The sequence below is a fragment of the Reyranella sp. genome (assembly GCF_965249915.1).
In the GTDB taxonomy this organism is placed as follows: Bacteria; Pseudomonadota; Alphaproteobacteria; order Reyranellales; family Reyranellaceae; genus Reyranella.
Genome location: NZ_OZ252257.1, coordinates 2,605,248 through 2,631,366, shown reverse-complemented (window position 1 = coordinate 2,631,366; position 26,119 = coordinate 2,605,248). Strand labels below are relative to the sequence as shown.

The 26,119-nt window shown below is 67.7% G+C and carries 21 protein-coding genes; 14 read left to right on the top strand and 7 right to left on the bottom strand.

The window, feature by feature from the left end:
* Nucleotides 1-9: 9 nt before the first annotated feature.
* The 5 genes from ACP15H_RS13015 (at nt 10) to ACP15H_RS12995 (ending at nt 5,235) form a co-directional block, all read left to right on the top strand.
* Nucleotides 10-1,617, top strand: coding sequence for a carboxyl transferase domain-containing protein (locus tag ACP15H_RS13015; protein WP_425066604.1), 1,608 nt, complete (start codon nt 10-12; stop codon nt 1,615-1,617).
* Nucleotides 1,618-1,624: 7 nt separating this feature from the next.
* Complete coding sequence (locus ACP15H_RS13010; RefSeq protein ID WP_425066603.1) at nt 1,625-2,407, top strand: enoyl-CoA hydratase/isomerase family protein; 783 nt, start codon at nt 1,625-1,627, stop codon at nt 2,405-2,407.
* Complete coding sequence (locus ACP15H_RS13005) at nt 2,407-4,413, top strand: acetyl/propionyl/methylcrotonyl-CoA carboxylase subunit alpha (RefSeq protein WP_425066602.1); 2,007 nt, start codon at nt 2,407-2,409, stop codon at nt 4,411-4,413. Before ACP15H_RS13010 ends, ACP15H_RS13005 begins: the two co-directional genes overlap by 1 nt.
* A 39-nt stretch (nt 4,414-4,452) precedes the next feature.
* Complete coding sequence (locus ACP15H_RS13000; protein ID WP_425066601.1) at nt 4,453-4,659, top strand: hypothetical protein; 207 nt, start codon at nt 4,453-4,455, stop codon at nt 4,657-4,659.
* A 99-nt stretch (nt 4,660-4,758) separates the two neighbouring features.
* A complete protein-coding gene (locus tag ACP15H_RS12995; protein ID WP_425069896.1) occupies nt 4,759-5,235 on the top strand; it encodes a disulfide bond formation protein B in 477 nt (158 codons plus the stop codon).
* 13 nt (nt 5,236-5,248) lie between these two features.
* Here ACP15H_RS12995 and ACP15H_RS12990 read toward each other — a convergent pair whose 3' ends face one another.
* The 5 genes from ACP15H_RS12990 to ACP15H_RS12970 form a co-directional block, all read right to left on the bottom strand.
* On the bottom strand, nt 5,249-6,523 hold the full coding sequence (locus ACP15H_RS12990; RefSeq protein ID WP_425066600.1) for a solute carrier family 23 protein: 1,275 nt from the start codon (nt 6,521-6,523) through the stop codon (nt 5,249-5,251).
* 95 nt (nt 6,524-6,618) lie between these two features.
* A complete protein-coding gene (locus ACP15H_RS12985) occupies nt 6,619-7,494 on the bottom strand; it encodes a DUF2189 domain-containing protein (RefSeq protein ID WP_425066599.1) in 876 nt (291 codons plus the stop codon).
* Between the two features lie 341 nt (nt 7,495-7,835).
* Entirely contained in the window at nt 7,836-8,720 is an 885-nt protein-coding gene (locus tag ACP15H_RS12980; RefSeq protein WP_425066598.1) for a hypothetical protein, read from the bottom strand.
* Nucleotides 8,717-9,652, bottom strand: a complete 936-nt coding sequence (locus ACP15H_RS12975) for an aminotransferase class IV (RefSeq protein ID WP_425066597.1) — start codon at nt 9,650-9,652, stop codon at nt 8,717-8,719. The genes ACP15H_RS12980 and ACP15H_RS12975 overlap by 4 nt, the downstream gene beginning before the upstream one ends.
* Before the next feature lie 14 nt (nt 9,653-9,666).
* Nucleotides 9,667-10,425, bottom strand: coding sequence for a GntR family transcriptional regulator (locus tag ACP15H_RS12970; RefSeq protein WP_425066596.1), 759 nt, complete (start codon nt 10,423-10,425; stop codon nt 9,667-9,669).
* A gap of 150 nt (nt 10,426-10,575) precedes the next feature.
* Between ACP15H_RS12970 and ACP15H_RS12965 the strand changes: the two genes are divergently transcribed.
* The 8 genes from ACP15H_RS12965 (at nt 10,576) to ACP15H_RS12930 (ending at nt 18,493) form a co-directional block, all read left to right on the top strand.
* Nucleotides 10,576-11,886 carry an aspartate aminotransferase family protein gene (locus ACP15H_RS12965; RefSeq protein WP_425066595.1) on the top strand — a complete coding sequence of 437 codons (1,311 nt, stop codon included), beginning with the start codon at nt 10,576-10,578 and terminating at the stop codon, nt 11,884-11,886.
* Nucleotides 11,887-12,849, top strand: a complete 963-nt coding sequence (locus ACP15H_RS12960; protein WP_425066594.1) for an ABC transporter ATP-binding protein — start codon at nt 11,887-11,889, stop codon at nt 12,847-12,849.
* Nucleotides 12,850-12,860: 11 nt separating this feature from the next.
* On the top strand, nt 12,861-13,886 hold the full coding sequence (locus ACP15H_RS12955; protein ID WP_425066593.1) for an extracellular solute-binding protein: 1,026 nt from the start codon (nt 12,861-12,863) through the stop codon (nt 13,884-13,886).
* Between the two features lie 98 nt (nt 13,887-13,984).
* On the top strand, nt 13,985-14,815 hold the full coding sequence (locus tag ACP15H_RS12950; protein WP_425066592.1) for an ABC transporter permease: 831 nt from the start codon (nt 13,985-13,987) through the stop codon (nt 14,813-14,815).
* A gap of 10 nt (nt 14,816-14,825) precedes the next feature.
* Entirely contained in the window at nt 14,826-15,644 is an 819-nt protein-coding gene (locus ACP15H_RS12945) for an ABC transporter permease (protein ID WP_425066591.1), read from the top strand.
* Between the two features lie 258 nt (nt 15,645-15,902).
* Nucleotides 15,903-16,874, top strand: a complete 972-nt coding sequence (locus tag ACP15H_RS12940; RefSeq protein ID WP_425066590.1) for a hypothetical protein — start codon at nt 15,903-15,905, stop codon at nt 16,872-16,874.
* A gap of 67 nt (nt 16,875-16,941) precedes the next feature.
* A complete protein-coding gene (locus ACP15H_RS12935; protein ID WP_425066589.1) occupies nt 16,942-17,850 on the top strand; it encodes a hydroxymethylglutaryl-CoA lyase in 909 nt (302 codons plus the stop codon).
* Nucleotides 17,851-17,899: 49 nt separating this feature from the next.
* On the top strand, nt 17,900-18,493 hold the full coding sequence (locus tag ACP15H_RS12930; protein ID WP_425066588.1) for a LysE family translocator: 594 nt from the start codon (nt 17,900-17,902) through the stop codon (nt 18,491-18,493).
* A 6-nt stretch (nt 18,494-18,499) separates the two neighbouring features.
* On the opposite strand, the gene pbpC is transcribed toward ACP15H_RS12930, so the two are convergent.
* A complete protein-coding gene (pbpC, locus tag ACP15H_RS12925) occupies nt 18,500-20,536 on the bottom strand; it encodes a penicillin-binding protein 1C (RefSeq protein ID WP_425066587.1) in 2,037 nt (678 codons plus the stop codon).
* Nucleotides 20,537-20,542: 6 nt separating this feature from the next.
* Nucleotides 20,543-25,522: an alpha-2-macroglobulin family protein gene (locus tag ACP15H_RS12920; protein ID WP_425066586.1), complete on the bottom strand. Its 4,980-nt coding sequence runs from the start codon at nt 25,520-25,522 to the stop codon at nt 20,543-20,545.
* Nucleotides 25,523-25,681: 159 nt separating this feature from the next.
* On the opposite strand from ACP15H_RS12920, the gene ACP15H_RS12915 reads away from it, so the two are divergent.
* Nucleotides 25,682-26,110: a DUF1489 family protein gene (locus ACP15H_RS12915; RefSeq protein ID WP_425066585.1), complete on the top strand. Its 429-nt coding sequence runs from the start codon at nt 25,682-25,684 to the stop codon at nt 26,108-26,110.
* Nucleotides 26,111-26,119: the final 9 nt, after the last annotated feature.

The window sequence follows — 26,119 nt, the reverse complement described above, 5'->3', positions numbered from 1 at the left end:
TGCCCGGGCATGACCGTACTTTCCTCCCAGATCGACACCCGTTCCGACACCTTCAAGCGCAACGCCGAGTCGATGCGGGCGCAGGTGGAGGATTTGCGTCGCCGCACCGACACGGTCCGCCTGGGCGGCGGCGAGGACTCGCGCAAGCGCCATGTCTCCCGCGGCAAGCTGCTGCCGCGCGAGCGGGTAAGGGCGCTGCTCGATCCGGGCTCGCCCTTCCTCGAACTGTCGCCGCTGGCCGCGCTCGACATGTACGACAACGAGGCGCCGGGCTCGGGCGTGATCACCGGCATCGGCCGCGTCAGCGGCGTCGAATGCGTGATCGTCTGCAACGACGCCACCGTGAAGGGCGGCACCTACTATCCGATGACGGTGAAGAAGCATCTCCGCGCCCAGGAAGTGGCGATGGAGAACCGGCTTCCCTGCATCTACCTCGTGGATTCCGGCGGCGCCAACCTGCCGCAATGGCCCGAGGTGTTCCCCGACAAGCACCATTTCGGCCGCATCTTCTACAACCAGGCCAACATGTCGGCGCAGGGCATCCCGCAGGTCGCGGTGGTGATGGGCTCGTGCACCGCGGGCGGCGCCTACGTGCCGGCGATGAGCGACGAGACGGTGATCGTGCGCAAGCAGGGCACGATCTTCCTGGCCGGCCCGCCGCTGGTGAAGGCCGCGATCGGCGAGGTGGTGAGCGCCGAAGATCTGGGCGGTGCCGACGTGCATGCCCGCACTTCGGGCGTCGCCGACCACTATGCCCAGAACGACAGCCATGCGCTGGGCATCGCGCGCCGCATCGTGGCCAATCTCAACTGGAAGAAGTCGCCGTCGGCGTCGCTGCTGCCGCCGCGCGATCCGAACTACGCCGCCGAGGAACTGTATGGCGTGGTGCCGACGGACACCCGCACGCCCTACGACATCCGCGAGATCATCGCGCGGCTGGTCGACGGCAGCGAACTCGACGAGTTCAAGCACCTCTACGGCACGACCATCGTCACCGGCTTCGCGCGCATCTGGGGCTATCCGGTCGGCATCGTCGCCAACAACGGAGTCCTGTTCAACGAATCGGCGCTGAAGGCGGCGCACTTCATCGAACTGTGCGGCCAGCGCGGCATTCCGCTGCTGTTCCTGCAGAACATCACCGGCTTCATGGTCGGCAAGAAGTACGAGGCGGGCGGCATCGCGCGCGACGGCGCCAAGATGGTGACCGCCGTTTCGACCGTGAATGTCCCGAAGTTCACCGTGATCGTCGGCGGCAGCTACGGCGCCGGCAATTACGGCATGTGCGGCCGCGCCTACAGCCCGCGCTTCCTGTGGATGTGGCCGTCGGCGCGCATCTCGGTGATGGGCGGCGAGCAGGCGGCGAGCGTGCTGGCGACGGTGCGGCGCGACAATATCGAGGCCAAGGGCGGCACCTGGCCCAAGGACGAGGAAGAGAAGTTCAAGCAGCCGATCCGCGAGGCCTACGAGCGCGAAGGCCATCCCTATTACGCGACGGCGCGGCTGTGGGACGACGGCATCCTCGATCCCGTCGACACGCGCATGACGTTGGGCCTTGCGCTCTCGGCCTCGATGAACCAGCCGATCGGCCCGACGAAGTTCGGCGTCTTCCGGATGTGATCCGGACATGACCGACACGATCCTGACGAAGATCGAGGGCGGCGTGGCCACGCTCACCCTCAACCGCCCGAAGGCGATGAATTCCTTCGACGGCGACACCGCGCGCGCCATCATCGACGCCGTGGAGGGCTTCGCCGCCGACGATGCGGTGCGCCTGCTCGTGGTGGCGGCCGGCGGCCCGGTCTTCTGTGCCGGCGGCGACTTCAACTGGGTGCTGAGCTGGCCCGAGCTCGACGCCATCACCCGCAAGGTCGGCGCCGATTCGATGATGGCGGCGGTCCAGGCGGTCTACGATTTCCCCAAGCCCTCGATCGCCCGCGTCCAGGGCGCGGCGGTGGGCGGTGGCGTCGGCCTGATGCTGGCCTGCGATTTCGCGGTCGCCGTTTCCTCGGCACGCTTCGGCCTCACCTCGGCGCGCAACGGGCTGCTGGCGGGCATCGCGATCCCCGTGCTGATCCAGGCGGTCGGCCCGCGCATGGCGCGGCAGCTCCTGATGCACGGCGGCATGTTCGACTCCGCGACGGCGCTGCGCATCGGCCTGGTCGACCAGGTGGTCGAGGAGGAAGCGCTCGACGCCACGATCGCGGCTCTCGCCGACGAGTTGCGCCGCGGCGCGCCCTCCGTCCAGACCCTGGTCAAGAAGCTGATCACCGAGATCGATGCCATGCCGCACGACGGCAGGGTCGCCGACCTGATCGGCGAGCACGTTGCCGTCCAGTGCACGACCGACGACGCGATCGAGGGCATGAGCGCCTTCCTGAGCAAGCGCAAACCGAAGTGGGCCGTCTGATGTTCTCCAAGATCCTGATCGCCAATCGTGGCGAGATCGCCTGTCGGGTCATCAAGACGGCGAAGCGGCTCGGCATCAAGACGGTGGCGGTCTATTCCGACGCCGACCGCAATGCGCGTCACGTCGCGATGGCGGATGAGGCGGTCCATATCGGCCCCTCGGCCGCGCGCGAGAGCTATCTCTTGGCGGACCGGATCATCGATGCCGCCAAGCGGACGGGCGCGCAGGCGGTCCATCCGGGGTACGGGTTCCTGTCCGAGAATGCCGGGTTTGCCGATGCGTGCGCCGCGGCGGGCATCGTGTTCATCGGACCGCCGGCGGCCTCGATCCGGGCCATGGGCTCCAAGAGCGAAGCCAAGAAGATCATGGAGAAGGCCAGGGTGCCGCTGGTGCCGGGCTATCACGGCGACGACCAGTCGCCGGAGCTGCTGGCAGCGGAGGCTGCGAAGATCGGCTTCCCGGTGCTGATCAAGGCCTCGGCCGGCGGCGGCGGCAAGGGCATGCGCGTGGTCGAGAGCGCCGAGAAGTTCGCCGACGCGCTGGCCGGGGCCAAGCGCGAGGCCAAGGCCTCCTTCGCCGACGATCATGTGCTGGTCGAGAAGTACCTGACGCGGCCGCGGCACATCGAGATCCAGGTCTTCGCCGACGGCCAGGGGAACTGCCTCTATCTGTTCGAGCGCGATTGCTCGCTCCAGCGCCGCCACCAGAAGGTGATCGAGGAGGCCCCGGCGCCGAACATGGACCCGGCGCGGCGCCAGCAGATGGGCGAGGCGGCCGTCGCGGCGGCCAAGGCCATCGGCTACCAGGGCGCCGGCACGGTCGAGTTCATCGCCGACCAGGACGGCACCTTCTTCTTCATGGAAATGAACACGCGTCTGCAGGTCGAGCATCCGGTGACCGAGGCCATCACCGGTCAGGACCTGGTCGAATGGCAGCTCATCGTGGCAGCGGGGGGCAAGATGCCCCTCACGCAGGACGAACTGCGCATCGACGGACACGCCGTCGAGGTTCGCCTCTATGCCGAGGACCCGGCGCGGAACTTCCTGCCCTCGACCGGAACCCTGGTGCATCTGAAGCTGCCGGAGGAGGGCGCGCATGTCCGCGTCGATACCGGCGTGCGCCAGGGCGATACGGTGACGCCGTTCTACGATCCCATGATCGCCAAGGTGATCGTGCACGACCGCGATCGCACCTCGGCCCTGCGCCGCATGGCGGCGCTGATGGGCGAGACCGAAGTAGTGGGCGTCACGACCAATTCGGTGCTGCTCAAGGCGCTGTGCTCGCATCCTGCCTTCGTGGGCGGCGAGGTCGATACCGGCTTCATCGAGCGCCATCGTGCGACCCTGTTCACCAAGCCGGCGCCGGCCGGCGATCGTGCCTTCGCCGTGGCCACCCTGGCGCGGCTGCTCGAATGGCAGGACGCGGCCACGCCCGCGGCGGGCGATCCGTGGTCGCCGTGGAACCAGCAGAACGGCTTCCGCCTGCTCGAAGAAGGCCATGAAGAAGTGCGCTGGAAGGACGGCGAGCGCGAGGTCGTCGTGATCGCGCGGCGCCTGCGCAGCGGCGGGTTGCGGCTGGAGCTGCCCGAGGGTGCGCGCGAGGCACGGGTGGAGCGGCGCGACGACGGAACCCTGTCGGTCGGATTGGGCGAGGACACGTTCGGGGCGACGGTCGTGCGGCGCACCGCCCTCGACGGCGGCATCGACTACACCCTGTTCATGGATGGCGGCAGCGTCCGCCTGCGGCTCGTCGATCCGCTGGACGTCACGCAGTACGAGGCGACGGCCTCGGCCGATGCCGTGGTCCGCGCGCCGCTGCCGGGCAAGATCATCGACCTCAGGGTCAAGGCCGGCGACACGGTGAGCAAGGGCCAGGCGCTGCTGGTCCTCGAAGCGATGAAGATGGAGCACACGCTCGCCGCCCCGGCCGACGGCACGGTGAAGAGCCTGCGCTATGCGGTGGGCGAGCAGGTGCCGGAGGGCGCCGAGCTCATCGAGTTCGAATGAGCGTGCCATGAGATCGCGCGCGACGGGGCGGTCCTGCCAATGATGACGATCACTTTCGCCGTGCTGTTGGCGGCGTTCGTGCTCCGTCTTTGGAATCGGCCGCGATCGGCGATGGCCTGTCTCTTCGTGTCGTCCATCATGGCCATCGGCCTCTTTCTCTGGGAGATCTACAGCCCCGACGACGGCTTCCGCATGCCCTGGCTGCAGGTCGAGCTGAGGCACGCCGTCCCCGCAGGCATCGGCTGAATGCCCGGGCTGCGCCTCGAACCGTCCACCCTGGTCACGCTGGATCGACTGATCCTGCTGCTCCTGACGATTATTCTGTCGGCGGTTCTCACCGCCGCGATGGTGATGCAGTTTGCCTTCGGGGAAATCCCGTGCCCGCTGTGCCTGCTCCAGCGAGTGGCCATGTTCGGCTGCTGCTTCGGGCTGCTTCATCAACTTCGCGCGCGTCAGTCGGAGCGGGGCGGCGGCATCGCCCTGCTGTTTGCCCTGCTGCTCCTCGTCATCGCCGCACGGCAGACTCTGCTCGATATCGTGCCGCGCCCCGGTCACGCCTATATCGGCACCGCGGTCTTCGGCCTTCACATGCCGGTCTGGTCGGTGGTGATCGGCGTGTGTCTGCTGCTCGCCCTGGCCCTTCGGCTCACCCTCTTCGGAGCGCCGCGCCTTCTGCCGCCAGCCGGACGGCCACCGCTCGCCCGGGCGGCGCGCCTTGTGGAATTCTACGTCGTGCTGCTCTGCGCCCTCAATTTCGGGGCGGTCGTTCTCCAATGCGGCTTCGACCAATGCCACACGTTCGGATATCGCCTCCTCACCTGAATGCCTTGGCGGGCTAGCGTCGCGCGGCGCTCAGCACCGCGTTCAGCAGGATCGCCCCGAAGGTTGCGGTGCCGATTCCGCCCAGGGCGAAGTCGCCGAACTTCAGGGTGAAGTCGCCGGTGCCCAGCACGAGCGTGATGCCGGCCACCATGAGGTTGCGGCTCTGCGTGAAGTCGACCTTGTTGTCGACCCAGATTTTGGCCCCGGCCACGGCGATCAGGCCGAACACGACGATGCTGACGCCGCCCATCACCGGCAGCGGGATGGTGTGGATCAGCGCGCCGAACTTGGGCGAAAAGCCCAGCAGGATCGCGAACAGGCCGGCGACCACGAACAGGGCGGTCGAATAGATGCGCGTCGCGGCCATCACGCCGATATTCTCGGCGTAGGTGGTGACCCCGGTGCCGCCGACGCTGCCCGCCACCATGGTCGCCACGCCATCGCCCAGGAAGGCGCGGCCGACATAGGGATCCATGTTGCGGCCCGTCATGGCGCTGACGGCGCGCAGATGGCCGAGATTTTCCGCGACCAGGATCAGCGCGACGGGCGCGATCAGCACGATCGCCCGTGTGTCGAAGACCGGCGCGGCAAAGGCCGGCATCCCGAACCAGGCGGCTTGCTCGAGCAGCACACCGCTCACCGGCTTGCCCCAGCCGAGCCCGTTGGCCAGCAGGGCATAGGCGAGGGTGGCCACGACGAGGCCGACCAGCACCAGCAGGCGCCGCGTCATGCCGCGCGTGAAGACCGCGACCAGGGCGATGCTCACGAAGGTCACCGCCTGCATCCAGGCGTCGAACGAGGTCGGCGCCATGTTCTTGACCGGCACGGCGGCGAGGTTGAGGCCGATGACGGCGACCACGGCGCCGGTCACGACCGGCGGCATCAGCCGTTCGATCCAGCCGGTGCCGACCGCCATCACGACCAGCCCGATCAGCGCATAGAGGGCGCCGCAGATCACGATGCCGCCCAGCGCCAGGGCGATGTTGGCGTTGGCGCCCTGGCCGGCATAGCCGGTGGCGGCCGCAACCACCGAGATGAAGGCGAAGGAGGAGCCGACATAGCTGGGCACCCTGCCGCCGACGGCCACGAAGAAGATCAGCGTGCCGACGCCGCTCATCAGGATGGCGACGTTGGGATCGAAGCCCATCAGCAGGGGGCCCAATACGGTGGCGCCGAACATCGCCACCACATGCTGGATGCCCAGCGCCACGGTCTGCGGCCACGGCAGCCGCTCGTCCGGCGCGACGACGACACCGTCGGCCGGCTGTTTCACCGTCCAGTCGAGCATTCTCCCCCAACACTTCATGTCATCCCGAGGCCAGGGCCGAGGGATCTTTACAGATCAGGAAGGTTCCCTCGCTACGCTCGGGATGACAATGGTCGTTATTGGACGACGACCTTTCTATAGAGGTGCCACGTCGCGTGTCCCAGGACCGGCAGCACGATGGCGAGTCCGATCAGGAGCGGCAGCGCGCCGATCGCCAGGCTCGCCGCCACGATCACGCCCCACATCGCCATCGGCCCCGGGTTCATCCGCACCGCGCGGACCGAGGTCGCGATGGCGGTGCCGACGCCGACATTGCGATCGAGCAGCATCGGAAGCGACACGACGCCGATCACCAGGACGACCAGAGCGAACAGGAAGCCCACGCCGATGCCGACGATGGTCATCGTCAGGCCCTGCGGCGTGGTCAGCGCATCGCGCACGAAGGCCTGGGCCGAGACGGGCGCGTCCGGCCCCAGGGTGATGGTGTAGAGCAGGTTCGCCGCGAACAGCCACAGGCAGAAGATCGCCAGCAGCAGCAGGCCCATGACCATGATCGGGCCGATATTGGGCGAGCGCACGACGGCGAAGGCGTCCGTCCAGCGCGTTTCCAGGCCGCGTTCCCGCCGGCGGCTGATCTCGTAGAGGCCGAGCCCGAAGATCGGCGCGACCAGCGCGAAGCCGGCGATCAGCGGGAAGACCAGCGCCAGCATGCCGTAGTCGAAGGCCATGCGGGAGATCGCGAGGCCCGCGACGGGATACAGGAGACAGAGCATCACGACGTCGGTGCGGGCGGCGCCGAAGTCACGCACGCCCTTCGCCAGCGCATCGCCGACATCGGTGGCGGTGATGCGACGGACCGTGGGCAGCGCCGAAGCGCGATCCTCCCAGGCTCCGTCCAACGTGTTGGCCGTCGACTCGACGGCCCGGCTTGTCTGCTTGAGCTGGTCCCATCCCCATTCGAGGGGATTGCGGATGTGGTTCTGGGTCGCCATGACTGCCTCCTTGCGAACGAAAGTCCGAAGGTCGCGGTCCGTCGCGATCACGACGAAGCGCGATCTACCACAAGAAAGAGTCTACGCCCGGCAGAGGGGGAAGTCGTCCCCCTCTCCATGCACCTGCGAAGGCGCCGTTCGCTACTGCGAGAACTTCAGGTACTGGGCCACGAAATCGCAGCCGACGCTCTTGGAGCAGGCCTGCCGTCGCCGACCGGTGCGCCGTTGAAGCTGCGGACCGGAAGGATGCGAGGCTGGATGGCCGAACACGCGGGCGTTGCGGACCTGATGAGGCGCATCGAGAATTTCTGCCGGCTCAGGCCTGGCAGCGCTGCCGGTCGCTACGGTTTGAGCGGATTTGCGACGTACGCGCCCTGGAATGGGAGGTGAAAACGCAGCTTGCCAGGCCAAGACTTCTCCAGTTCGTCGATCAGCTCGCGCATTGGAGCGCGCCAGTGGATATCGCCGTGCAGATCGTAGGTGAAGAACTTGACCATGCCATCGGACTTTAAGCCGACAATCGTGGGGCCGTTCTTCTTGCAGAGGCTGACGAATCGATTGACGGCCTGGGTATCGTCTTTGGATCCCACGTATCGAAGCGACATATCGTGGGACGCTGCAAAACTCTCCAGCACGATCATCAACTTCGGGAGATCATCCGGACGCAGGGCAAGTTCTGTCTCAAGACGCGCTGCGGTTATCGTGTAGCCGAGGCCCTGGAACCTGGGGCCCCCGCTCAGGTCGTGACAATCTCGCTCCGGAGTGGATTCTGGAACTGTCCACACGGCAGCCGTCGCGAGGGCGGCCGCCCCGCCCAACCATGGGGCGAGGCGTGAGGGGATTACCGTTCCCCCGATATCAGGAACCCAGAGAACTCTCAGAGCCAGCCAGAAGGCGAGACCGCTAGAAGCGCCGAGAAACCCTCCAATGCCGAGGCCGATAGCGGTCTCGTAGTGCCACCATCCAGACGGTACCGGCTGAAAGACGATGATCGCTAGGAGGATGAGTAGCGCAGTGTAGATCGCGCAGCCGGTGCCGATCGTGACAGGCAGATCGGGCCGGCGCCTGCGATGGAACATCAACGCGAGGAGGAGTGAGCATCCTAGCGCTACCGTGAAGTAGAGAGGTAGCGCCCATAGCTGGTAACCTGAAGCAATGAAAAGAATCGCCGCTGGAACCAATGCCGCAAACACTATCGCGGCAAGCCAAGCGGCGATCGCCTTCATTTCGCGTTAGAGAACTTCAGGTACTGGGCCACGAAATCGCAGCCGACGCTCTTGGAGTAGGCGTCGATCAGCTTCTGGGTGATCGGGCCCGGCGCCTTGCCGTCGCCGACCGGTGCGCCGTTGAAGCTCTTCACCGGCAGGATGCAGAGGCTGGTCGAGGTCAGGAACATTTCCTCGGCATTGGCGGCATCGAACAGGTCGATGTCGCCCGGCGTGCACTCGACGCCGATCTGCTTGGCCATGTCCATGGTCATCTGGCGGCTGACGCCCGGCAGCACGTAGCGCTCCGACGGCGTGAAGAGCTGGCCTTCGCGCACGATGAAGATGTTGCTGCCCAGACCCTCGGCGAGGTTGCCGTTCTCGTCGAGCAGGATCGGCCAGGCGTCCGGATTGAGCGCCTTGATCGGCTTCTCGGCCATGATCATGTTGAGATAGTTGTGCGTCTTGGCGCGGGGCGAGAGCATCGACGGGGCGATGCGGCGCGCCGTCGTGGTCATCGCCTCGGCGCCCTCGCGGTAGAGCTTGCCGCGCTTGGAGAGCGGCAGGGGAGTCATCTCGATCACGACCTGCGGGCCGACATTGTCCCAGCCCTCGTCGCCCACCGCGTCGACGCCGCGGCTCACCCGCTGGCCCAGCCACCAGTCGCCGACCTCGGCGCGCAGATGTTCGTTGCGCGCCACGACCTCCTCGCTGTGCGCGATCATCTCCTTGGGCGACAGGCCGGGATCGATCTGCAGGTAGCGCAGCGAGCGGTAGAAGCGGTCGATATGCTCCTTCAGACGGAACGGCACGCCGTTGAAGGTGCGCGTCATGTCGAAGGCGCCGTCGCCGTACTTCCAGCTCCGGTCGCGGAACGGGATCATGACCTGGCTCTCGGGCACGAACTTGCCGTTGAACCAGGCGATGCGTTGATTGCTGAGCTGCTGGGCCATGATGATCCTCCTGATCAGTTGACTTGAAGTTCGAAGACGGGGGCGCTGGCCGACGGACGGCGCCGCTTGCCGGCGGTCGCCGGGATCGCCGGCGCGATGTTGCCATTCTCGTCGGCGAGGCCGGCGACATAGGAAAGGGCGCGGCGGATGTCGTTCTGCATCTCCCGCCGGGCCGCCGCCGCATCGCCGGCCTCCAACGCCGCGATCAGGCGCTGGCGCCCCGCCGGTCCGCGCGACGAGGAGATGAAGTCGGGATAGAGGAGGTTCATGTAGGGGCCGGTCTGCAGCCACAGCCCCTCGATCAGGCGCAGCAGGGTCGGCTGCGCCGCCGCCGAGTAGACGGCGAAATGGAACTCACGCACCTTCTGGCGGTCCGTGGCGCTGTCGCCGCGCGTGCGGGCCGCCAGGATCTCGCGGGCAGCACGGCGGATGTCGGCGATCTGGCTGCGCGTCGCCGCGAGGGCCGCCTTGGCGGTCGCGAGACCTTCCAGCTCCATGCGGATGTCGCGCAGTTCGAGGACCTTGTCGCGGGTCATCAACGGCACGCGCACCGATCGGTTGGGGTTCATCTCGAAAGCGCCCTCGGCGACGAGGCGGCGCAGCGCCTCGCGTACCGGGGTCAGGCTGACACCGAGAACGCCCGCGACGTAGCGGAAGGTGACCTTCTGGCCCGGCGCGAAGCGGCCCATCGTCAGGGCCTCGCGCAACGAGGCGTACACCTGCTGGCGGAGCGAGGTGTCTGCGGCATCCGGAGGGATCGCAATGCGGGGCATCGGCCGCGAAGCTTAACGCAGCCCGTCCAGATTTGTGATCACAAAAATGCATTGCTGGGGTGAGAAGCGGCGGTTACGCTCGGCTCGATTCGTGATCACAATTTTCTGCGGTCGCCGCGCCGCGGGCATCAATCTTGCTGGGTGAGGGACATGCGCTCCTACGCGAAATCGATCGCACTCTACGACAAGACCCGAAAGCACCTGGCCGGCGGCGTCAGCAGCAACGTGCGTTATGCCAGCGTTCCCGTGCCCCTGTTCTTTGCCCGCGGCGAGGGCGCGCGCCTCTACGATGTGGATGGCAACGTGCACATCGATTACGTGCTGGGCAACGGACCGGCCATCCTGGGCCACGCGCCGAAGACGGTGGTGGAGGCCGTCGCCGCCTCCCTGGGCGAGGGGCAGCTCTTTGCCGCGCAGAACCCGCGCGAGACCGAGCTGGCAGAGCGGCTGTGTGGCCTGTTGCCGAGCGCCGAGGTCGTGCGCTTCACGACCTCGGGCACGGAAGCGGTGCTGATGGCCTTCCGCCTGGCGCGGGCCTTCACCGGCCGCGACAAAATCCTGAAATTCGAGGGCCACTATCACGGCTGGAGCGACCAGGCCTATATCAGCGCGCGACCGCCGCTGAACGAGGCGGGCCCCGCCGACGCGCCGGTGCCGGTTGCCGGTTCGCCGGGCATGCCGCCCAGCGTGCTGGGCGACGTCGCCGTCTGCACGTGGAACGATCTCGACCTGCTGGAGCAGACGCTGGAGCGTCATCGCGGCGAGATCGCCGCGGTGATCATGGAACCGATCATGGTGAACGGCGGCGCCATCCCGCCGGCACCCGGTTATCTCGAAGGCGTCCGCGCCCTTTGCGACGAGCATGGCGCCCTGTTCATCTGCGACGAGGTCATCACCGGCTTCCGGGTCGGGCTGGGCGGCGCGCAGGCGAAGTTCGGCGTGAAGGCCGATCTCAGCATCTATGCAAAGGCGGTGGCGGCCGGGTTCCCGCTCGCCATGGTCGCCGGCCGGCGCGACATCATGGATACGCTGGCAGACAAGGGCGTGATGCACGGCGGCACCTATAACGGTAACGTCCAGAGCATGGCGGCGTCTCTGGCGGCACTGGATATCCTCGAAGCGGATGGCGGCGCGGTCTATCGCGATCTCGAAGCGCGCGGCACCGAGCTGATGCAGGGCCTCGCCTCGCTGGCTGCCAAATACAAGCTGCCAATCCGGGTTCAGGGCATGCCGGCGATCTTCCAGACCTTCTTCACCACGGCTCCGGCGCCCCGCAACTATCGTGAATCGGCGGCCTGCGACCGCGATGCCATGCTGGCCTTTCATGCGGCTTTGCAGGAAGAGGGCGTCCGCGCCCAGCAGGCCGGCAAATGGTTCCTCTCCACGGCGCACGACAGGCCGGTGATCGAGGAGACGCTCGCCGCCGCCGACCGCGCCATGGCCAAACTGGCCCGCGCCTAGATGTCGGATATCCGTCTCGAAGCGGTGACCAAGCGCTACGGCACGTTTGCCGCGGCCGATGCGGTCGACCTTTCGGTGACGCAGGGCGAGTTCGTCACCATCCTGGGGCCGAGCGGCTCGGGCAAGACGACGCTGCTATCGCTGATCGCCGGCCTCAACCGGCCGACCTCGGGGCGCATCTTCATCGGTGGCCGCGACGTCACCAACGCGACGGCGCAGGAGCGCAATATCGGCCTGGTCTTCCAGTCCTACGCGCTGTTCCCGCACATGACCGTGCTGGAGAACGTCCTGTTCCCCTTGGGTGTCCGCAAGATCGGCGGCGCCGAGGCCGACAAGCTCGCACGTGACGCTCTCAAGCTGGTCCGGCTCGACGGTCTCGAGGCACGGCGTCCGTCGCAGCTTTCGGGTGGGCAGCAGCAGCGCGTGGCGCTGGCGCGGGCCGTGGTCTTCAAGCCCGACATCCTGCTGCTCGACGAGCCGCTGGGCGCGCTCGACCGCAAGCTGCGCGAGGAGCTGCAGGTCGAGCTGAAGCAACTACAGCGCACGCTGGGGGTGACGACGCTCCTGGTGACGCACGACCAGGAAGAAGCGCTGTCGCTCTCCGACCGCATCATGGTGCTCGACAAGGGTCGCACGCAGCAGGTCGCGGCACCGACCGAGGCCTATCTCCGGCCCGCCAATCGTTTCGTCGCGGAGTTCCTGGGCATCGCGAACTTCGTCGACCTGCCCGACGGCCGCCAGGGCGTGGTTCGGCCGGAGCGTGTGCGGCTGGCGGCAGGCGCGCAGGGCAAGGCAGCGCGCGTCGTCGAGGCGATCTATCTCGGCCAGATGGTGCGCTATCACCTGGCTCTCGATGACAATCGCGCGTTGGTCGCGGCCGTGCCGTTTCTCGGCACGGCTCATGCGCCGGGAGAGCGTATCAGCGTTTCGTGGGAGTCGGCCGATGTGTGGCCGGTAACATAAAGGGGATCGAGATGAAGAGACGTACGTTCGTCGGCGCCGCTGCTGCTCTGCCGGCCGCGAGCCTTCTGGGAGCGGGCAGCGCCCGCGCACAGGTCAAGGAAATCCGCATGATCGAGTCGGGCGGCAAGTCCGGCGAATCGATCGAGGTGGGATACATCGAGCCCTTCACCAAGAAGACCGGCATCAAGGTCATTCGCGAGAGCCCGAACTCGCTGGGCAAGCTGCGCGCGCTGGTCGAAAGCGGCCAGACCAGCACGGTGTTGATGGAACTGGGCTCGGGCACACTGGTGCAGGCCAAGAACCTGAAGCTGATCGAGCCGATCGACTGGGCCGCCGTCAATCCGGCACCGATGTTCCCCGAAGCCAAGAACGAGTACGGCTTCGGCTACCAGTACTTCTCGACCATCATGGCCTGGCGAGCCGGCGCGAAGGCGCCCAAGAACTGGGCCGAGTTCTTCGACACCAAGGCGTTTCCGGGCAAGCGCTGCCTGCCGGACTTCCCGCATTACAGCCTGCCGTTTGCCGTCATGGCGACGGGCGTGCCGGCCGACAAGCTGTTCCCGCTCGACGTCGAGACCGGCTTCAAGAAGCTGAACGAGATCAAGAAGGACATCGCCGTCTGGTGGAAGGCGGGCGCGCAGCCGCCGCAGCTCATGAAGGACAACGAGGTCCAGTACGTGATCTGCTGGTCGGGCCGCGTCGTGGGCGATCCCGCCTTCGGCTGCAACTTCGACGGCGGCATGGCCGACCTGTCCTATTTCTCGATCGTCAAGGGTTCGAAGCCCGAGGATCGCGCCGCCGCCTACAAGCTGATGTACGAGATGTCGCTGCCCGCCAACCAGGCCAAGGCGGCGACGGTGGTCTCCTACACCGGCCCGAGCCCGGAGCTCGATGCGCTGCTGCCCAAGGACAAGCTGTCGGAGTTCCCCTCCAGCAAGCAGAACAAGGCCGTCCAGTGGTTCCAGAACGCGGAATGGTGGGCCGCCAACGGCGAGGCCGTGAACAAGAAGTGGGAAGCCTTCAAGCTCAGCCTGTGATTGGGGTCATCGCCGGGGGCGTGCCACTCCAGTGGCGCGTCTTTCATCATCATGATCGCGCCACAGGAGTGGCGCGCCCCCAGCAATGATATGAACAAATGACGCGGACGACTCGCCTCGAAGGTTTCGGATTCATCGCACCGCTGCTGGTGCTGATGGTCGTCGCCTTCAATGCGCCCATCGTCTACATGCTGGGCCTCGCCTTCTGGGAGAAGGGGCGAGGCTTCACGCTCGAGCACTACGAAGGCCTGCTCGAAGCGCCGGTCTACCTGCGCGTGCTGGGCAACACGATGCGCATCGCCTTGATCGCGACCCTGGCCAATATCCTGATCGGCTATCCGCTGGCCCACTGGATGCGCGGGCTCGGCAGCCGCGGCCGTATGATCGCGCTGGCAATGGTCGTGCTGCCCTTCTGGGTCTCGATCCTCGTCCGCACCTATGCGTGGATCGTCGTGCTGGGCAATGGCGGCATCGTGAATCGTGCCCTGCAATGGACCGGCCTCACCGATGCGCCGGTTTCCTTCCTCTATAACGAGCTCGGGGTGACCATCGGCATGGCCAACGTGCTGCTGCCGTTCCTCGTGCTGCCGCTGTTCGCCGCCATGACCCGCATCGACGACCGGCTGCTGCAGGCCGCCGCCTCGCTGGGCGCCCCGCCGCGCACCATCTTCTGGAAGGTCTATTTTCCGCTCACCCTGCCGGCGCTGGCCGCGGGGGCGCTGCTGGTCTTCATCCTCTGTCTCGGCTTCTACGTGACGCCGGCCATCCTGGGGGGCGGCCGCGTGCCGATGATCTCCAACCTGCTCGACACGCTGATCAACCAGATCCCGCGCTGGGAGCAGGCCTCGGCGATCTCGACGATCCTGCTGGTCGTGACCCTGCTGATCTTCGCGGCCTATCGCCGGCTCGACCGCAAGGCCTCGGCATGAAGGAGGGGGCATGAACCGCGAAGCGATCGGCGGCTCGGCCTGGACGCGGCGCGGGCTGGCGGCCATGGGCATCTTCGGCCTGGTCTTCCTCACCGTGCCGCTGGTCATCGTGATCCCGATGTCCTTCTCCTCGGCCCGGGCGCTGACCTTTCCGCCGCCCAGCCTGTCGCTGCGCTGGTACGAGACCTTCTTCGGCGACCCGCGCTGGATGGAGGCGATGTGGACCTCGACCTTCGTGGCCGCCATCTCCTCGGTGGCGGCGCTGATCCTGGGCGGCCTCGCGGCTTACGGGCTGCGCCGCGGCACCTTCAAGGGGCGCGACTGGGCCGAAGGTAACTTCATGGCACCGCTGATCGTGCCCACCATCATCGTGGCGATCGCGCTGTATCTCGGGCTGGCCAAGGTCGGGCTGCTGGGCTCGCTGGTCGGGCTCGTGGTCGCGCACACGCTGCTCAACGTGCCGCTGGTGATGATGGTGCTGGGCGTCGCGATCCGCGAATTCGACCAGCGGATCGAACAGGTCGCCTGGAGCCTCGGCGCCTCGTGGAGCTACACGATGCGCAAGGTGGTGCTGCCGAACCTGGCGCCCAGCGTCTTCGCCGCCTGGATCTTCGCCTTCATCGGCAGTTTCGACGAGGTCATCGTCACCTCGTTCATCGCCGGCAAGTACGAGACCGTGCCGAAGAAGATGTTCAACGAGCTGATCCTCGAGGTGAACCCGACCATCACCGCCGTGGCGACCCTGCTGATCGCCTTCACCGTGCTGGCCCTCGCCGCCGTGGCCTTCGTGCTCGGCCGGGCGGGCAAGCTGAAGGAGACCGTGGTCTAGAAGTCCGCCGAAACGTCCGAGTCCGGTCCGATAATCGAAACAAACGAAATAAACGAAACAATCGAAGCGGGAGTCGCACCCCCGGAATGATGGCTGTCTGCGCAACAATATTGCGCGGAGGTGCCTCGAACACCTGTTTCCGAGCTCGCTTGGACTTCTGCGCCAACATTTCCCTCGTGGACTCGGGATTTCGGTCGTCTACAAACTGCCCTCGTTGAGCGGACCGTGTCCTACGTGATCCCAGACGAGGAGATTTGTGTGGCTGGCATCGAGAGCTTCCCCAATTACGACCTGCTGACGAGTGACGCGCAGTATTTCGACTACAGCTCGGCCGCCAATCCGATCCAGCAGGGCATCATCCCGCCGGTGCCGTACCGGACCTTCTCGCCGTCCTTCTTCGACGAGGGGCCGACGCGCGTGCAGCCGCTCGACGTGAGCGAGGAGCTGGGCATCGTCGGCCCCGCGACCAGCCCGGCCCTTTGCGCCAACTTCATCCGGATCGTCCGCGGCTCGGTCATGACGTCGGCCGAGGCGACCAGCCAGGTGTTCTTCGTGTTCCGCGGCAGCGGGCGGACGGACGCGTGCGGCGAGACGATCCACTGGTCGCAGGGCGACTACATGGTGCTGCCGGCGCACGGCCACGCCCTGCATCATTCGGAGGGCGAGGCCGGGCTCTACTGGGTGCATGACGCGCCGCTGCTGCGCTATCTCGGCGCCGCGCCGACCGTCGCGCGCTTCAAGCCCACCTTCTATCAGCACGGCAAGGCGCAGCAGAAGCTGAACGAGATCGCCACCGATCCCAGGACCGCGAACGCCAATCGCGTCAGCGTCCTGCTCGCCAACCGGAACTTTCCCGGCACCCGCACCATCACCCACACGATGTGGACGATGTTCGGCCTTCTGCCGAAGGATGCCGTCCAGTACCCGCATCGTCACGAGTCGGTGGCGGTCGATTTCGTGATCGACTGCAAGCCGGGCTGCTACACGATGATCGGCACGGAACTCGACGAATCCGGGATGATCAAGAACGGAAGGCGCGAGGACTGGGCGCCCGGCGCCAGCTTCATCACGCCGCCCGGCTACTGGCATTCGCACCACAACGAATCGGGCGAGGACGCCCACGTCCTTCCGATCCAGGATGCCGGGCTGCACACCTATCTGCGCACCCTGGAGATCATGTTCAGCCACCCCGGACACGATCGCACGGCGCATATTTCGCAGACGCCGTAGGGGCGAAAATCCTGTCTGGCGGCCTTCCCGCTGGTGCAGTATGTGGCGCCAGAAGCGGGAGGACACGATGAATCACCCCAAGCGCGTGCGGCTCGTGGAAGTCGGGCCGCGCGACGGGTTGCAGAACGAGGCCAAGCCGGTTTCGGTCGAGGCCAAGGTGGCGCTGATCGACGCGCTGTCGGCCGCCGGGCATTCGGCGGTCGAGGCCGGCAGCTTCGTGTCGCCCAAGTGGGTGCCGCAGATGGCCAATACCGACCAGGTGATGGCGCGCATCCAGCGCAAGCAAGGCGTGAGCTATCCGGTGCTGGTGCCCAACAAGCAGGGCATGAACGGGGCGGTCGAGGCCGGGGTCGACGAGATCGCGATCTTCACCGCAGCCTCGGAAGCCTTCTGCCGCAAGAACACCAACTGTTCGATCGACGAGAGCTTCGAGCGGTTCGCGCCGGTGATGGAAGCGGCGCAGAAGCACGGCATGAAGGTGCGCGGCTACGTCTCGACCGTGATCGCCTGTCCCTATGACGGCAAGGTGGCGCCGGCCAAGGTGGCCGAAGTGGCGGAGCGGCTGTTCCGCATGGGCTGCTACGAGGTCTCGCTCGGCGACACGATCGGCGTCGGCACGCCCGGCGAGTGCGTCGCCATGATCGATGCCGTGGCCGAGAAGATGCCGCGCGACAAGATCGCCGCGCACTTCCACGACACCTACGGCCAGTCGCTGGCCAACATCCTGGCGGTCATGGAGCGCGGCATCGCCGTGTTCGACACCGCCGTCGCGGGTCTCGGCGGCTGTCCCTATGCCAAGGGCGCCTCGGGCAATGTCGGCACCGAGGACGTGATCTACCTGCTGAACGGTCTCGGCATCGACCACGGCGTCGACCTCGACGCCATCGCCCGGGCCGGCCGCGAGATCTGCTCGGCCCTGGGCCGCGAGCCCGCGTCCAAGGTGGCGCAGGCGCTCAAGGCGAAGGTGGCCGCTTAGCCTCACGATCGTTCAAGACGGCAGTCCATGCCCGTCGTCATATCGGGGCATGGATGCACTTCCCGGATTCCTGATCGCCGCTGTGGCGCTCGCCGGCAGCCCCGGCCCGGCGACGCTCAGCCTCGCGGCGACCGGGGCGGCGTTCGGCGCGCGCCGCGGCTTCGCCTATCTTGCCGGAATCGTCGTGGGCATGGTCGCGGTGATGGCGATCGTCGCGAGCGGGACGGTCGGTCTCGTGCTCGCGGTGCCGGGCGTCGCGCCCATGGTCGCGATCCTGGCCGCGCTCTATTTCCTGTGGCTGGCCTGGCGCATCGCGACGGCGCCGCCGCTGTCGAACGAGGGTGTGCGGAAGGAGGCTCCGACCGTCGCGGCCGGCCTGCTGCTGTCGCTGGTCAATCCCAAGGGCTATGTCGCGATGGCCGCGCTCTATTCCGGCTTCACCCTGCTGCCCGACCGGCTCGGGGCCGATATGGCCCTGAAGCTGGTCGTACTCACGCTGGTCATCGCCGCCGTGAATGTCGCGTGGCTGCTCGCCGGCGCGGCGCTCACGCGCTACTTCCGCGATCCGCGCACCAACAGGCTCATCAACCTTGTCTTCGCCGTTGCGCTGGTTGCATCGGTCGCTCTGGCGTTCCTCGTCTGATCGCTTCTATTGCCGCTGCACGATCCTGACGGTCACCGAGGTGGAACGACCCGCTTCGTCGACGACCGCGAGGCGGGCGGTGCCGGCGCCGTCGGGCACCCACTGCGTGCCCTCCAGCGGGCGGCCGTCGACCAGCCAGCGCAGCCGACCCTGGCCGCCCATGGCGTTCAGCGGGACGGCCTCGCGGGCGGCCAGCTCGATGCGGGCATCGGCCGGCGGATAGGCGATGCGCGGGCCGCCGCTGGTCTCGCTGTAGGGGGCGAGCGTGCGCATGCGCGGCGGCAGCTCGCGATGGGACGCAACCTTGATCGCGTCGGCCGGCGGGCGGATCGCGCGATTGTCCTCGCCGGGCAGCCGGCCGTACGCCTTGAACAGGATGGGCAGCGCCGAGAGCCGGCCGAGCTGGCCGGGGCGCGGCGTGCCGTCGGCATGGCCGACCCACACCACGACGGTCCAGTTGGCGCTGTAGCCCGCCGCCCAGGCGTCGCGATAGCCGGCCGATGTGCCGGTCTTGAAGGCGATGCGGCGTTCGCGCAGGGCGACGGGCAGCGAGGCGAAGCCTTCGGGCAGCGGCGCCTCGGCCAGCACGTCCGAGACGTACCAGGCGGCGGTCGGCCCGATGAGGCGGAGCGGCTGGGATTTTGGCCGGTCGCGCCGGACCTGGGGGGGCGCGAAGCTGCCGCCATTGGCCAGGCCCGAATAGAGTCCCGCCATCTCGAGCGGCGAGACCGTGGCGCTGCCGAGCGCCACGCCCAGAGAATTGCCGTTGTCGCCCGGCGGCAGCCCGGGGACGACGCCGGCGGTGCGCAGGGTGGAGAGGAAGCGCTGTGGCCCGACCTTCTCCAGCGCCAGTACGGCCGGCACGTTGAGGGATTGCTGCAGCGCGCGGCGCACTGTCACCGCGCCCTGATGGTCGCGGTCGAAATTGCGCGGCAGCCAGTCGCGGAAGCGCACCGGCACGTCCTCGACCAGCGTCTCGGGATGGAGCGTGCGGTCGTCGAAGGCCATGGCGTAGATCAGCGGCTTCAGCGCCGAACCCGGCGAGCGGCGGGCGCGCACGAGGTCGACCTGACCGGCGCGGCCGAAGAAATTGTCGCCGCCCAGCCAGGCCACGACGCCGCCCGTCCTGTTGTCGAGCACGACCATGGCGATCTCGGCGCCATCGCCGAGCGGGCGGCGCTCCTCGTGCACCAGCTGGGCCAGCGCCTGCTGCAGTTCGTAGCGCACCGTCGTCGGCACGGTGGTGCCGGGCGACTGGCCGGCCAGCCAGGTCGCGAGATGCGGCGCCTGCATGGGCATCGCGAGTCGGCGGTCGGGTGCGAGGCGGCTGCGCGCCATCTCGAAGAGCGGGGCATCGATCACGCCATGCTCGACGCCGCGTTCCAGCACGCGGTCTCGCGCCTTCTGCGCCACCGGGGAGGCACGGTCGGGGCGGCGGCGCTCGGGCGACTGGGGAATGGCCACCAGCAGCGCGGCCTCGGCGGCGCTGAGCTGGCGCGGCTCCTTGCCGAAGTAGGCGAGGGAGGCGGCACGCACGCCCTCGAGGTTGCCGCCCATCGGCGCCAGCGTCAGGTAGATCGCCAGCACCTCGCGCTTCGAATAGCGCCACTCGAGCTGGAGTGCGCGGGCCGACTGGATCGCCTTGGTCGTGAAGCTGCGCGGTCGGGGATCGAGCAGGCGCGCGGCCTGCATCGACAGCGTCGAGGCGCCCGACACGATGCGGCCGCGCTCGGCAAGCTGGCCGGCCGCACGCAGGGTCGCGAGGGGATCGACGCCCCAATGGGAGTCGAACCGGCGATCCTCATAGGCCTTGAGCAGGCCGAGATAGAGCGGATCGACATCGTCGACCGACGTCTTGAGACGCCACTTGCCGTCCGCCGTCGTGAAGGCGCGCAACAGCCGGCCGTTGGCGTCGACCACCTCGGTCGACCGGTCGTGATAGCGCGACAAATCGGGCGGGAAGGCACGATCGAGCGTCAGCGCCGTCGCCACCAGGGTCGTGGCGGCGACGGCCAGGCCGGCCAGCAGGGGCCTGAGCCGCATGGCTGGCTACTTCGTTCCGGCGGGAACGATCGTCAGCGCGCGCATCGCCGTCCGGCCATAGACCCGCGGCGCATACATGTCCGACACGTTCGTCGCCGGGACGGCGTAGGTGCCGGGCGTCACGGCGCGAACGATATAGGCGACGTGATAGGAGTTCGGGTTCTTGGCCGATGAGTCCCACCAGGTCTGGTAGGGGCGTGTCCCCATGTTGAAGGACGCGAAGAAGCGGTCGTCGCGCGCCTCGGCGATGCGGGTTTCCGTGAGGTCCGACAGGAACGGGAAGGACTTCGCCGTCTCGTCGTTCAGCACCGCCTCGATCTCGAAGCCGGCCGGCAGCAGGTCGAGCAGCGCCACCTCGTGGTAGCCGCCTTCCAGGTTGCGACCGGAGATCGAGACGATGAAGCGCTCGTTCTGCACGACCTGTCCCAGTGAAGCGGGATCGCCGTTGAACTTCAGGAACTCACGCTGGACGCTGATGCCCGCCGTCGCCGCAGGCTGCGGATCGAGGGGCACGCCGCGCGCCGTCACCTGCATCCAGATCGGACGGTCGGTGTCGTTGCGCAGCTTGAAGCCGCGCGCGAGAGCTGCCGCGTCAGGGTTCATCGTCACGGGTTCGGTCGCGGCCTGGCGTGATTGGCCATCGACCGAATAGGCGAGCTGGGTGCTGCCGCTCATGGCGCGGGCGGCCATCACCAGCCACGCCTGTTCCTGCGTGGTGGTGAGCCCGATCGATGCGGCAAGCCTTTCGCCCACCAGGCTCGTTACCTCGGTCAGGGCTTCGCGTCCCCCCGCCTCGACGGCGAGCGTGACGAGGGCGGCACGGTTGCGCAGCGGCGAGCCGTAATAGTCGGACGGGTCGCGCTCGTCGATGCGCTGGCGCGCCAGCGCGAAGGCGAGACGGCCGCGTCCCGGCTCGCCCACCTGGTTCAGCGCCGCGGCCAGCATCGCCCAGGCGATGCCGCCCTTTATCTCCGCGGCCTTCGTGTCCTGGAAGTAGCGGACCCTGCCCGGATCGGCGTAGCCCGACTTCGCCAGCACGTACCAGGCATAGGCCTGGGCGTTGGGCGAGAGCCTGTCGGCGGTCTTGTTGAGCCAGTTCAGTCCCCGCTGCAGCGACGCCGAGGGCACCGTCATCTGCTGCTGGTTCGCGCGCACGAGGAAGTCGAGCACGTAGGTCTGCAGCCATTCCGCCGCCGGTGTGGAGAAGGGGCCCCACATGCCGAACGATCCATCGGGTAGCTGCATGTCGACGATGCGATAGACGGCGTCCTGCACGCGGTCGTTGATGCGCGGATCGGTCGGGCCGTATCCCAGCAGGGCGACGTCATTGTAGTAGAGCAACGGCATCGCACGGCTGGTCGTCTGCTCGATGCAGCCGAACGGATACTTGTCGAGGGCTCGCAGCAGGGCCGCGACGTCGATGCCCGGAATGCGGGTCAGCGAGGCGCTGACCTGCGCCGTCCCCGGTGCGAAGGATGCGATCACGTTGCGGTCGACCGTGGCCTCGTTGCCGGGTCCGAGCTGCGCGACCGTGTCGATGGCGCTGGGCGTCTGCGCCGGCCGCACCTGGATGTCCCATTCGCGCTGGACGGCGAAATTGCCGGGTCCCTGGACGGCGACCGTGACCTTGCCGAAGCCGGCCTCGCCGGCGCGCAGCGGCCAGGTCAGCAGCTCGCGCTGGTTGGCGGCGAGACGCCGGGTTTCGGTCACCGGCCGTTCGAGAGAGACCGAGCCGGTGGCGGTCAGGGTCACGCGGTAGTCTCCCGCCTGGCCGTCGACATTGTGCAGCGACAGCGCCACCCGCCCGAGATCCTTCGGCGCGAGGAAGCGCGGCAGCACTGCATCCGCGGTGACGGCATCGCGCACGAAGAGCCGCTGCTCGCCCGAGCCGACGCGGGTCTTGTCGTAGGCGACCGCCATCAGGCGCAGCTGGCCGATGAAGTCGGGGATCTCGAAGGCGATCTTCGCTTCGCCCTTGTCGTCGAGCTTCACCGGGCCGCTAAACAGCGAGACGGTGCGCGTCGGCACGATGTCGAGCCCGCCGATCTCGCCGGCATCGCCGCCGGCCCGGATACGGCCGAGTTCGTCGGCGCGCGTGTCGAGCAGGCGGCCGTAATCGTCGCGCATGGAAACCCCCAGGCGACGCTTGCCGAAATAGTGGTCCGCCGGATTGGGCGTCTTGTAGCGGGTGAGCTGCAGGATGCCCTCGTCGACCGCGGCCAGGGTGACGAAGGCTTCCTGGCCGGGCTGCAGGTTGGACACCTTCACCGGCACCTCGATGCGCTGCCGCGGTGTGATCTTCTCGGGCGTGCCGATCTGGATGCCGAGCGTGCGCAGGGCCGGGTTGAGGCCGATCCATGTGGCACCGATCGCGCGCGTGGGGGTGCGTTCGGCCGGGGCCGCCAGCGGCCGCCAGGCCGTGACCAGCGCGTAGGCGCCGGCCCCCCATTCGCCCTTCACCGGGATGTCGACGGTCGTGCCGCCGGCCGGCACCTGGACCGACTGGGTGGAGACGATGCGGTCGGTCGCGATGGCGATCAGCGCCTCACCGGCGAACGGCGCCTCGATGCGCAGGCGGGCCGTGTCGCCCGGCGCATAGTTCTGCTTGTCGCTGGCGACGCGCAGCGTATCGGGCGCCTCCTCGGTTCCGGTGCCGCCATACCAGCCGACGTAGAAGGTGAGGCTGGTCGAAGTCTTCTTCTCGTTGTCGATGACGGTGAGCTTGTGCTGACCCCAGTCCAGACGTTGCGAGAGACGGGTGGGCGTGTCGGCCTTCAAGGTCACCTTGTCGGCCGTCACCAGCCGCGTGTTCGTGACCGACTGCCAGCGCCAGCGGCCGTCGACCTGGAACCACTGATAGGCGTAGATGATGCGCTCGATCCGGTATTCGACCGAAGGGCGCGCGACCTGCGTGCCGGCCGCGTCGACGGCCACCACGTCGAACTCGGTGTCGACGCCCTCGCGGGAATAGCGGCCCTCGAAGGTCGGGCGGACACCGATATAGGTGTCGCGCGTGCGCACGGGCATGACCTTCTCGGTCTTGGTGGCGCGGCCGCCGCCCGGTTCGAAGACGCGCGCCTGGACCTGGGCGCGCAGCGGCAGGACCGTCTCCTTGGCCAGATCACCCGCCCATTCGAGGCTCGACTTGCCGGCCGGGTCGGTGTTCTCGCCCTTGAGCTCGATGAAGGGCGGCTCGAACTTCTCGCGATCGTCCTCCGGTCCGAACCGGTACTTGGCGAAGGCCGGGAACGGATTGTCGTCGACCGTGATGCGCATGTCGCCTTCGACGGCGAGATCGGACGCCGGTGCGCCGTACAGGAAGTCGGCCGAGAGGACGAAGCGGTTCACGCTGCCGGGCCGGATGATCGGGTCGTCAGCCGTGAGCTCGATCTTGAGCTTCTCAGGGACAAAATCCTCGACCGAGAATTCGACCCGGCCGACCGGCGCACCCTTGGGATCGATATGGGCCGCAACGGACCAGCGGCCGCGCCGCGAGGATTTCGGCAGGTCGATGGTTTGGGCAATGGCGCCCGACCCCTGCAGACCGTGGGTGAAACGCGTGAACTCGCTGCCGTCCGGCCGCTTGACGATCAGGGTGACGGGCAGGTTCGAGAGCGCGTTGGCCGCGTCGTCGCGCATCAGCGCCATCAGCTGCACGGTCTCGCCCGGGCGGTAGATGCCGCGCTCGGTGTAGAGGAAGGCATCGACCGGGCCGGGCTGCGGCCTTCCGTCGACGCCGCGGTCGGACAGGTCGAAGGCCGACTTGGTGAGTTCGAGGCGCGAGAATTCCTTCTTGGCCGGATCCTGCGCCATGACGGCGACCGCTTCGGCCGCGCCGGTGCCCTTCAGCAGCCCGGCCGCGAACGCGGCGCGTCCGTCGGCGCCGGTGACCACCTTGCCGATCGGCTCGTTGCCGCGCGACAGGACGGTGACCTCGATGCCGGCCAGCGGCTGGGCGGTCTGCAGCGAGCGCGCGAAGACGTTCAGCCCGTCGTCGCCGCTGAAGGAGGTGAGGCCGATGTCGGTATCGATCACCCACAGGCCGGCTGCGGCGCCGCCGGTCGAATCGTCGTCGTCATAGTCGCGGGACGGCGGCTTGGCGGCATTCCACACGACGACGAAATAGGCACCGGGCTTCCAGTCCTGGATCGTCTCGCGGATCGGGAAGGCGGTGACGACGGCCTGGTTGGGCACGTTGCGCACGTCCATCGTGCCGCTCCACTGCTCGGCGCCGTTGCTGCCATTCAGCCAGCTGCGCAGCGACCACGGCTCGGTGATCGGCTCGGATCCCGGAAAGGAGACGTCGTAGGAGCGGTCGGCGGAGAAGCGATCGATGCCGCGCTCGTTCACGCGATAGACCGAGATGCCGACCTTGGAGACGTTGATGGTCGTGACGGGCAGGCCGGCGGCGCTGCCGCGCGGCAGGATGAAGCCCTTGCCCGGCAGCGTGACCACGGCGGGACGGGCCCCCAGCGCCACGCTCACGCTCTGCTCGTTGCGCAGCTTCTCGCCATCGCGTCCGGGGAAGCCCGCCAGCAGCTTCACGGTGTAGTCCTGGCCATAGGTGAGGCCGGCAATGCACAGCCGGTCGTCCACGGTGCGGAGCGCCGTCTTGGCTTCGGGCTCGATGCGGATGAAATCGCCGTACTTCACGTCGCCGGTGGCGAGCGGCTTGTTGAAGCCGAGGCAGGCTTCCGCTTCGCTGCGGCTGGAATCGACCCCGACCCGACGGAAGGAGAAGGGATCGGACGGCGAGGCCGGTGGCGGGGCGATGGGGACCGGTGCGGCTGACTGAGCCGTCTGGGGTGCCGGTGGGGTCGGAGCCGGAGGCGAAGGGACAGGCGCTGCGGCGGGAGGCGTCGTGGACGCCGTGGTCGTCGGCACCGGGCGGTCGACGGAATCGCCCGGCCTCCCGATCAGGTAACCCGCAATGCCGGAGCCCAGCATCAGGGCCACAACCAAGGCAGCCAGCGTCGATCGATTCATGAGAACCCCCGCAAATAGCGACCGGACAATAGAGTGTGGATTGTGCAGACAGTGTGGAGTCTGACATCCGGTTTGTAATTCTCGCAGCCTGTGGCGGGAAGGTCACGCTGTGGATAGGCGGACTTGAGCAGGGGACCGGTCACGTACTAAGCGCAGGCGATGGCGTTGCATCTCATCAAGCTCGCGGTCGGCATCGACGATCTCGCCCACATGAAGAAGGTTCAGGCGGCGCGTCGCCAGGAGCGGGGGCAGTCGCCGCGCTCGCCGCACTGGGTCTACACGCGCAACTCGCCGCGGCGAGCCGAGGATCTGCTGGGCGGCTCGCTCTACTGGGTGGTGCGCGGCGTCATCCGCTGCCGGCAGGAACTGGTCGGCTTCGAGGACGATTTTGACGAGGACAGCGGCAAGAAGTTCTGCCGGATCAAGCTCAAGCGCCCCCTGATCGAGACCGCGCCCCGCGCCTGCAAGGCATTCCAGGGGTGGCGCTACCTGGAGCCCGAGCGTGCGCCCCCGGACCTGTCGAGCGGCGACAGCGCCGACATGCCGGCCGAGATGGCCGCGGAGCTGAAGAGGCTTGGGCTCCTTTAGGCCTCGGCA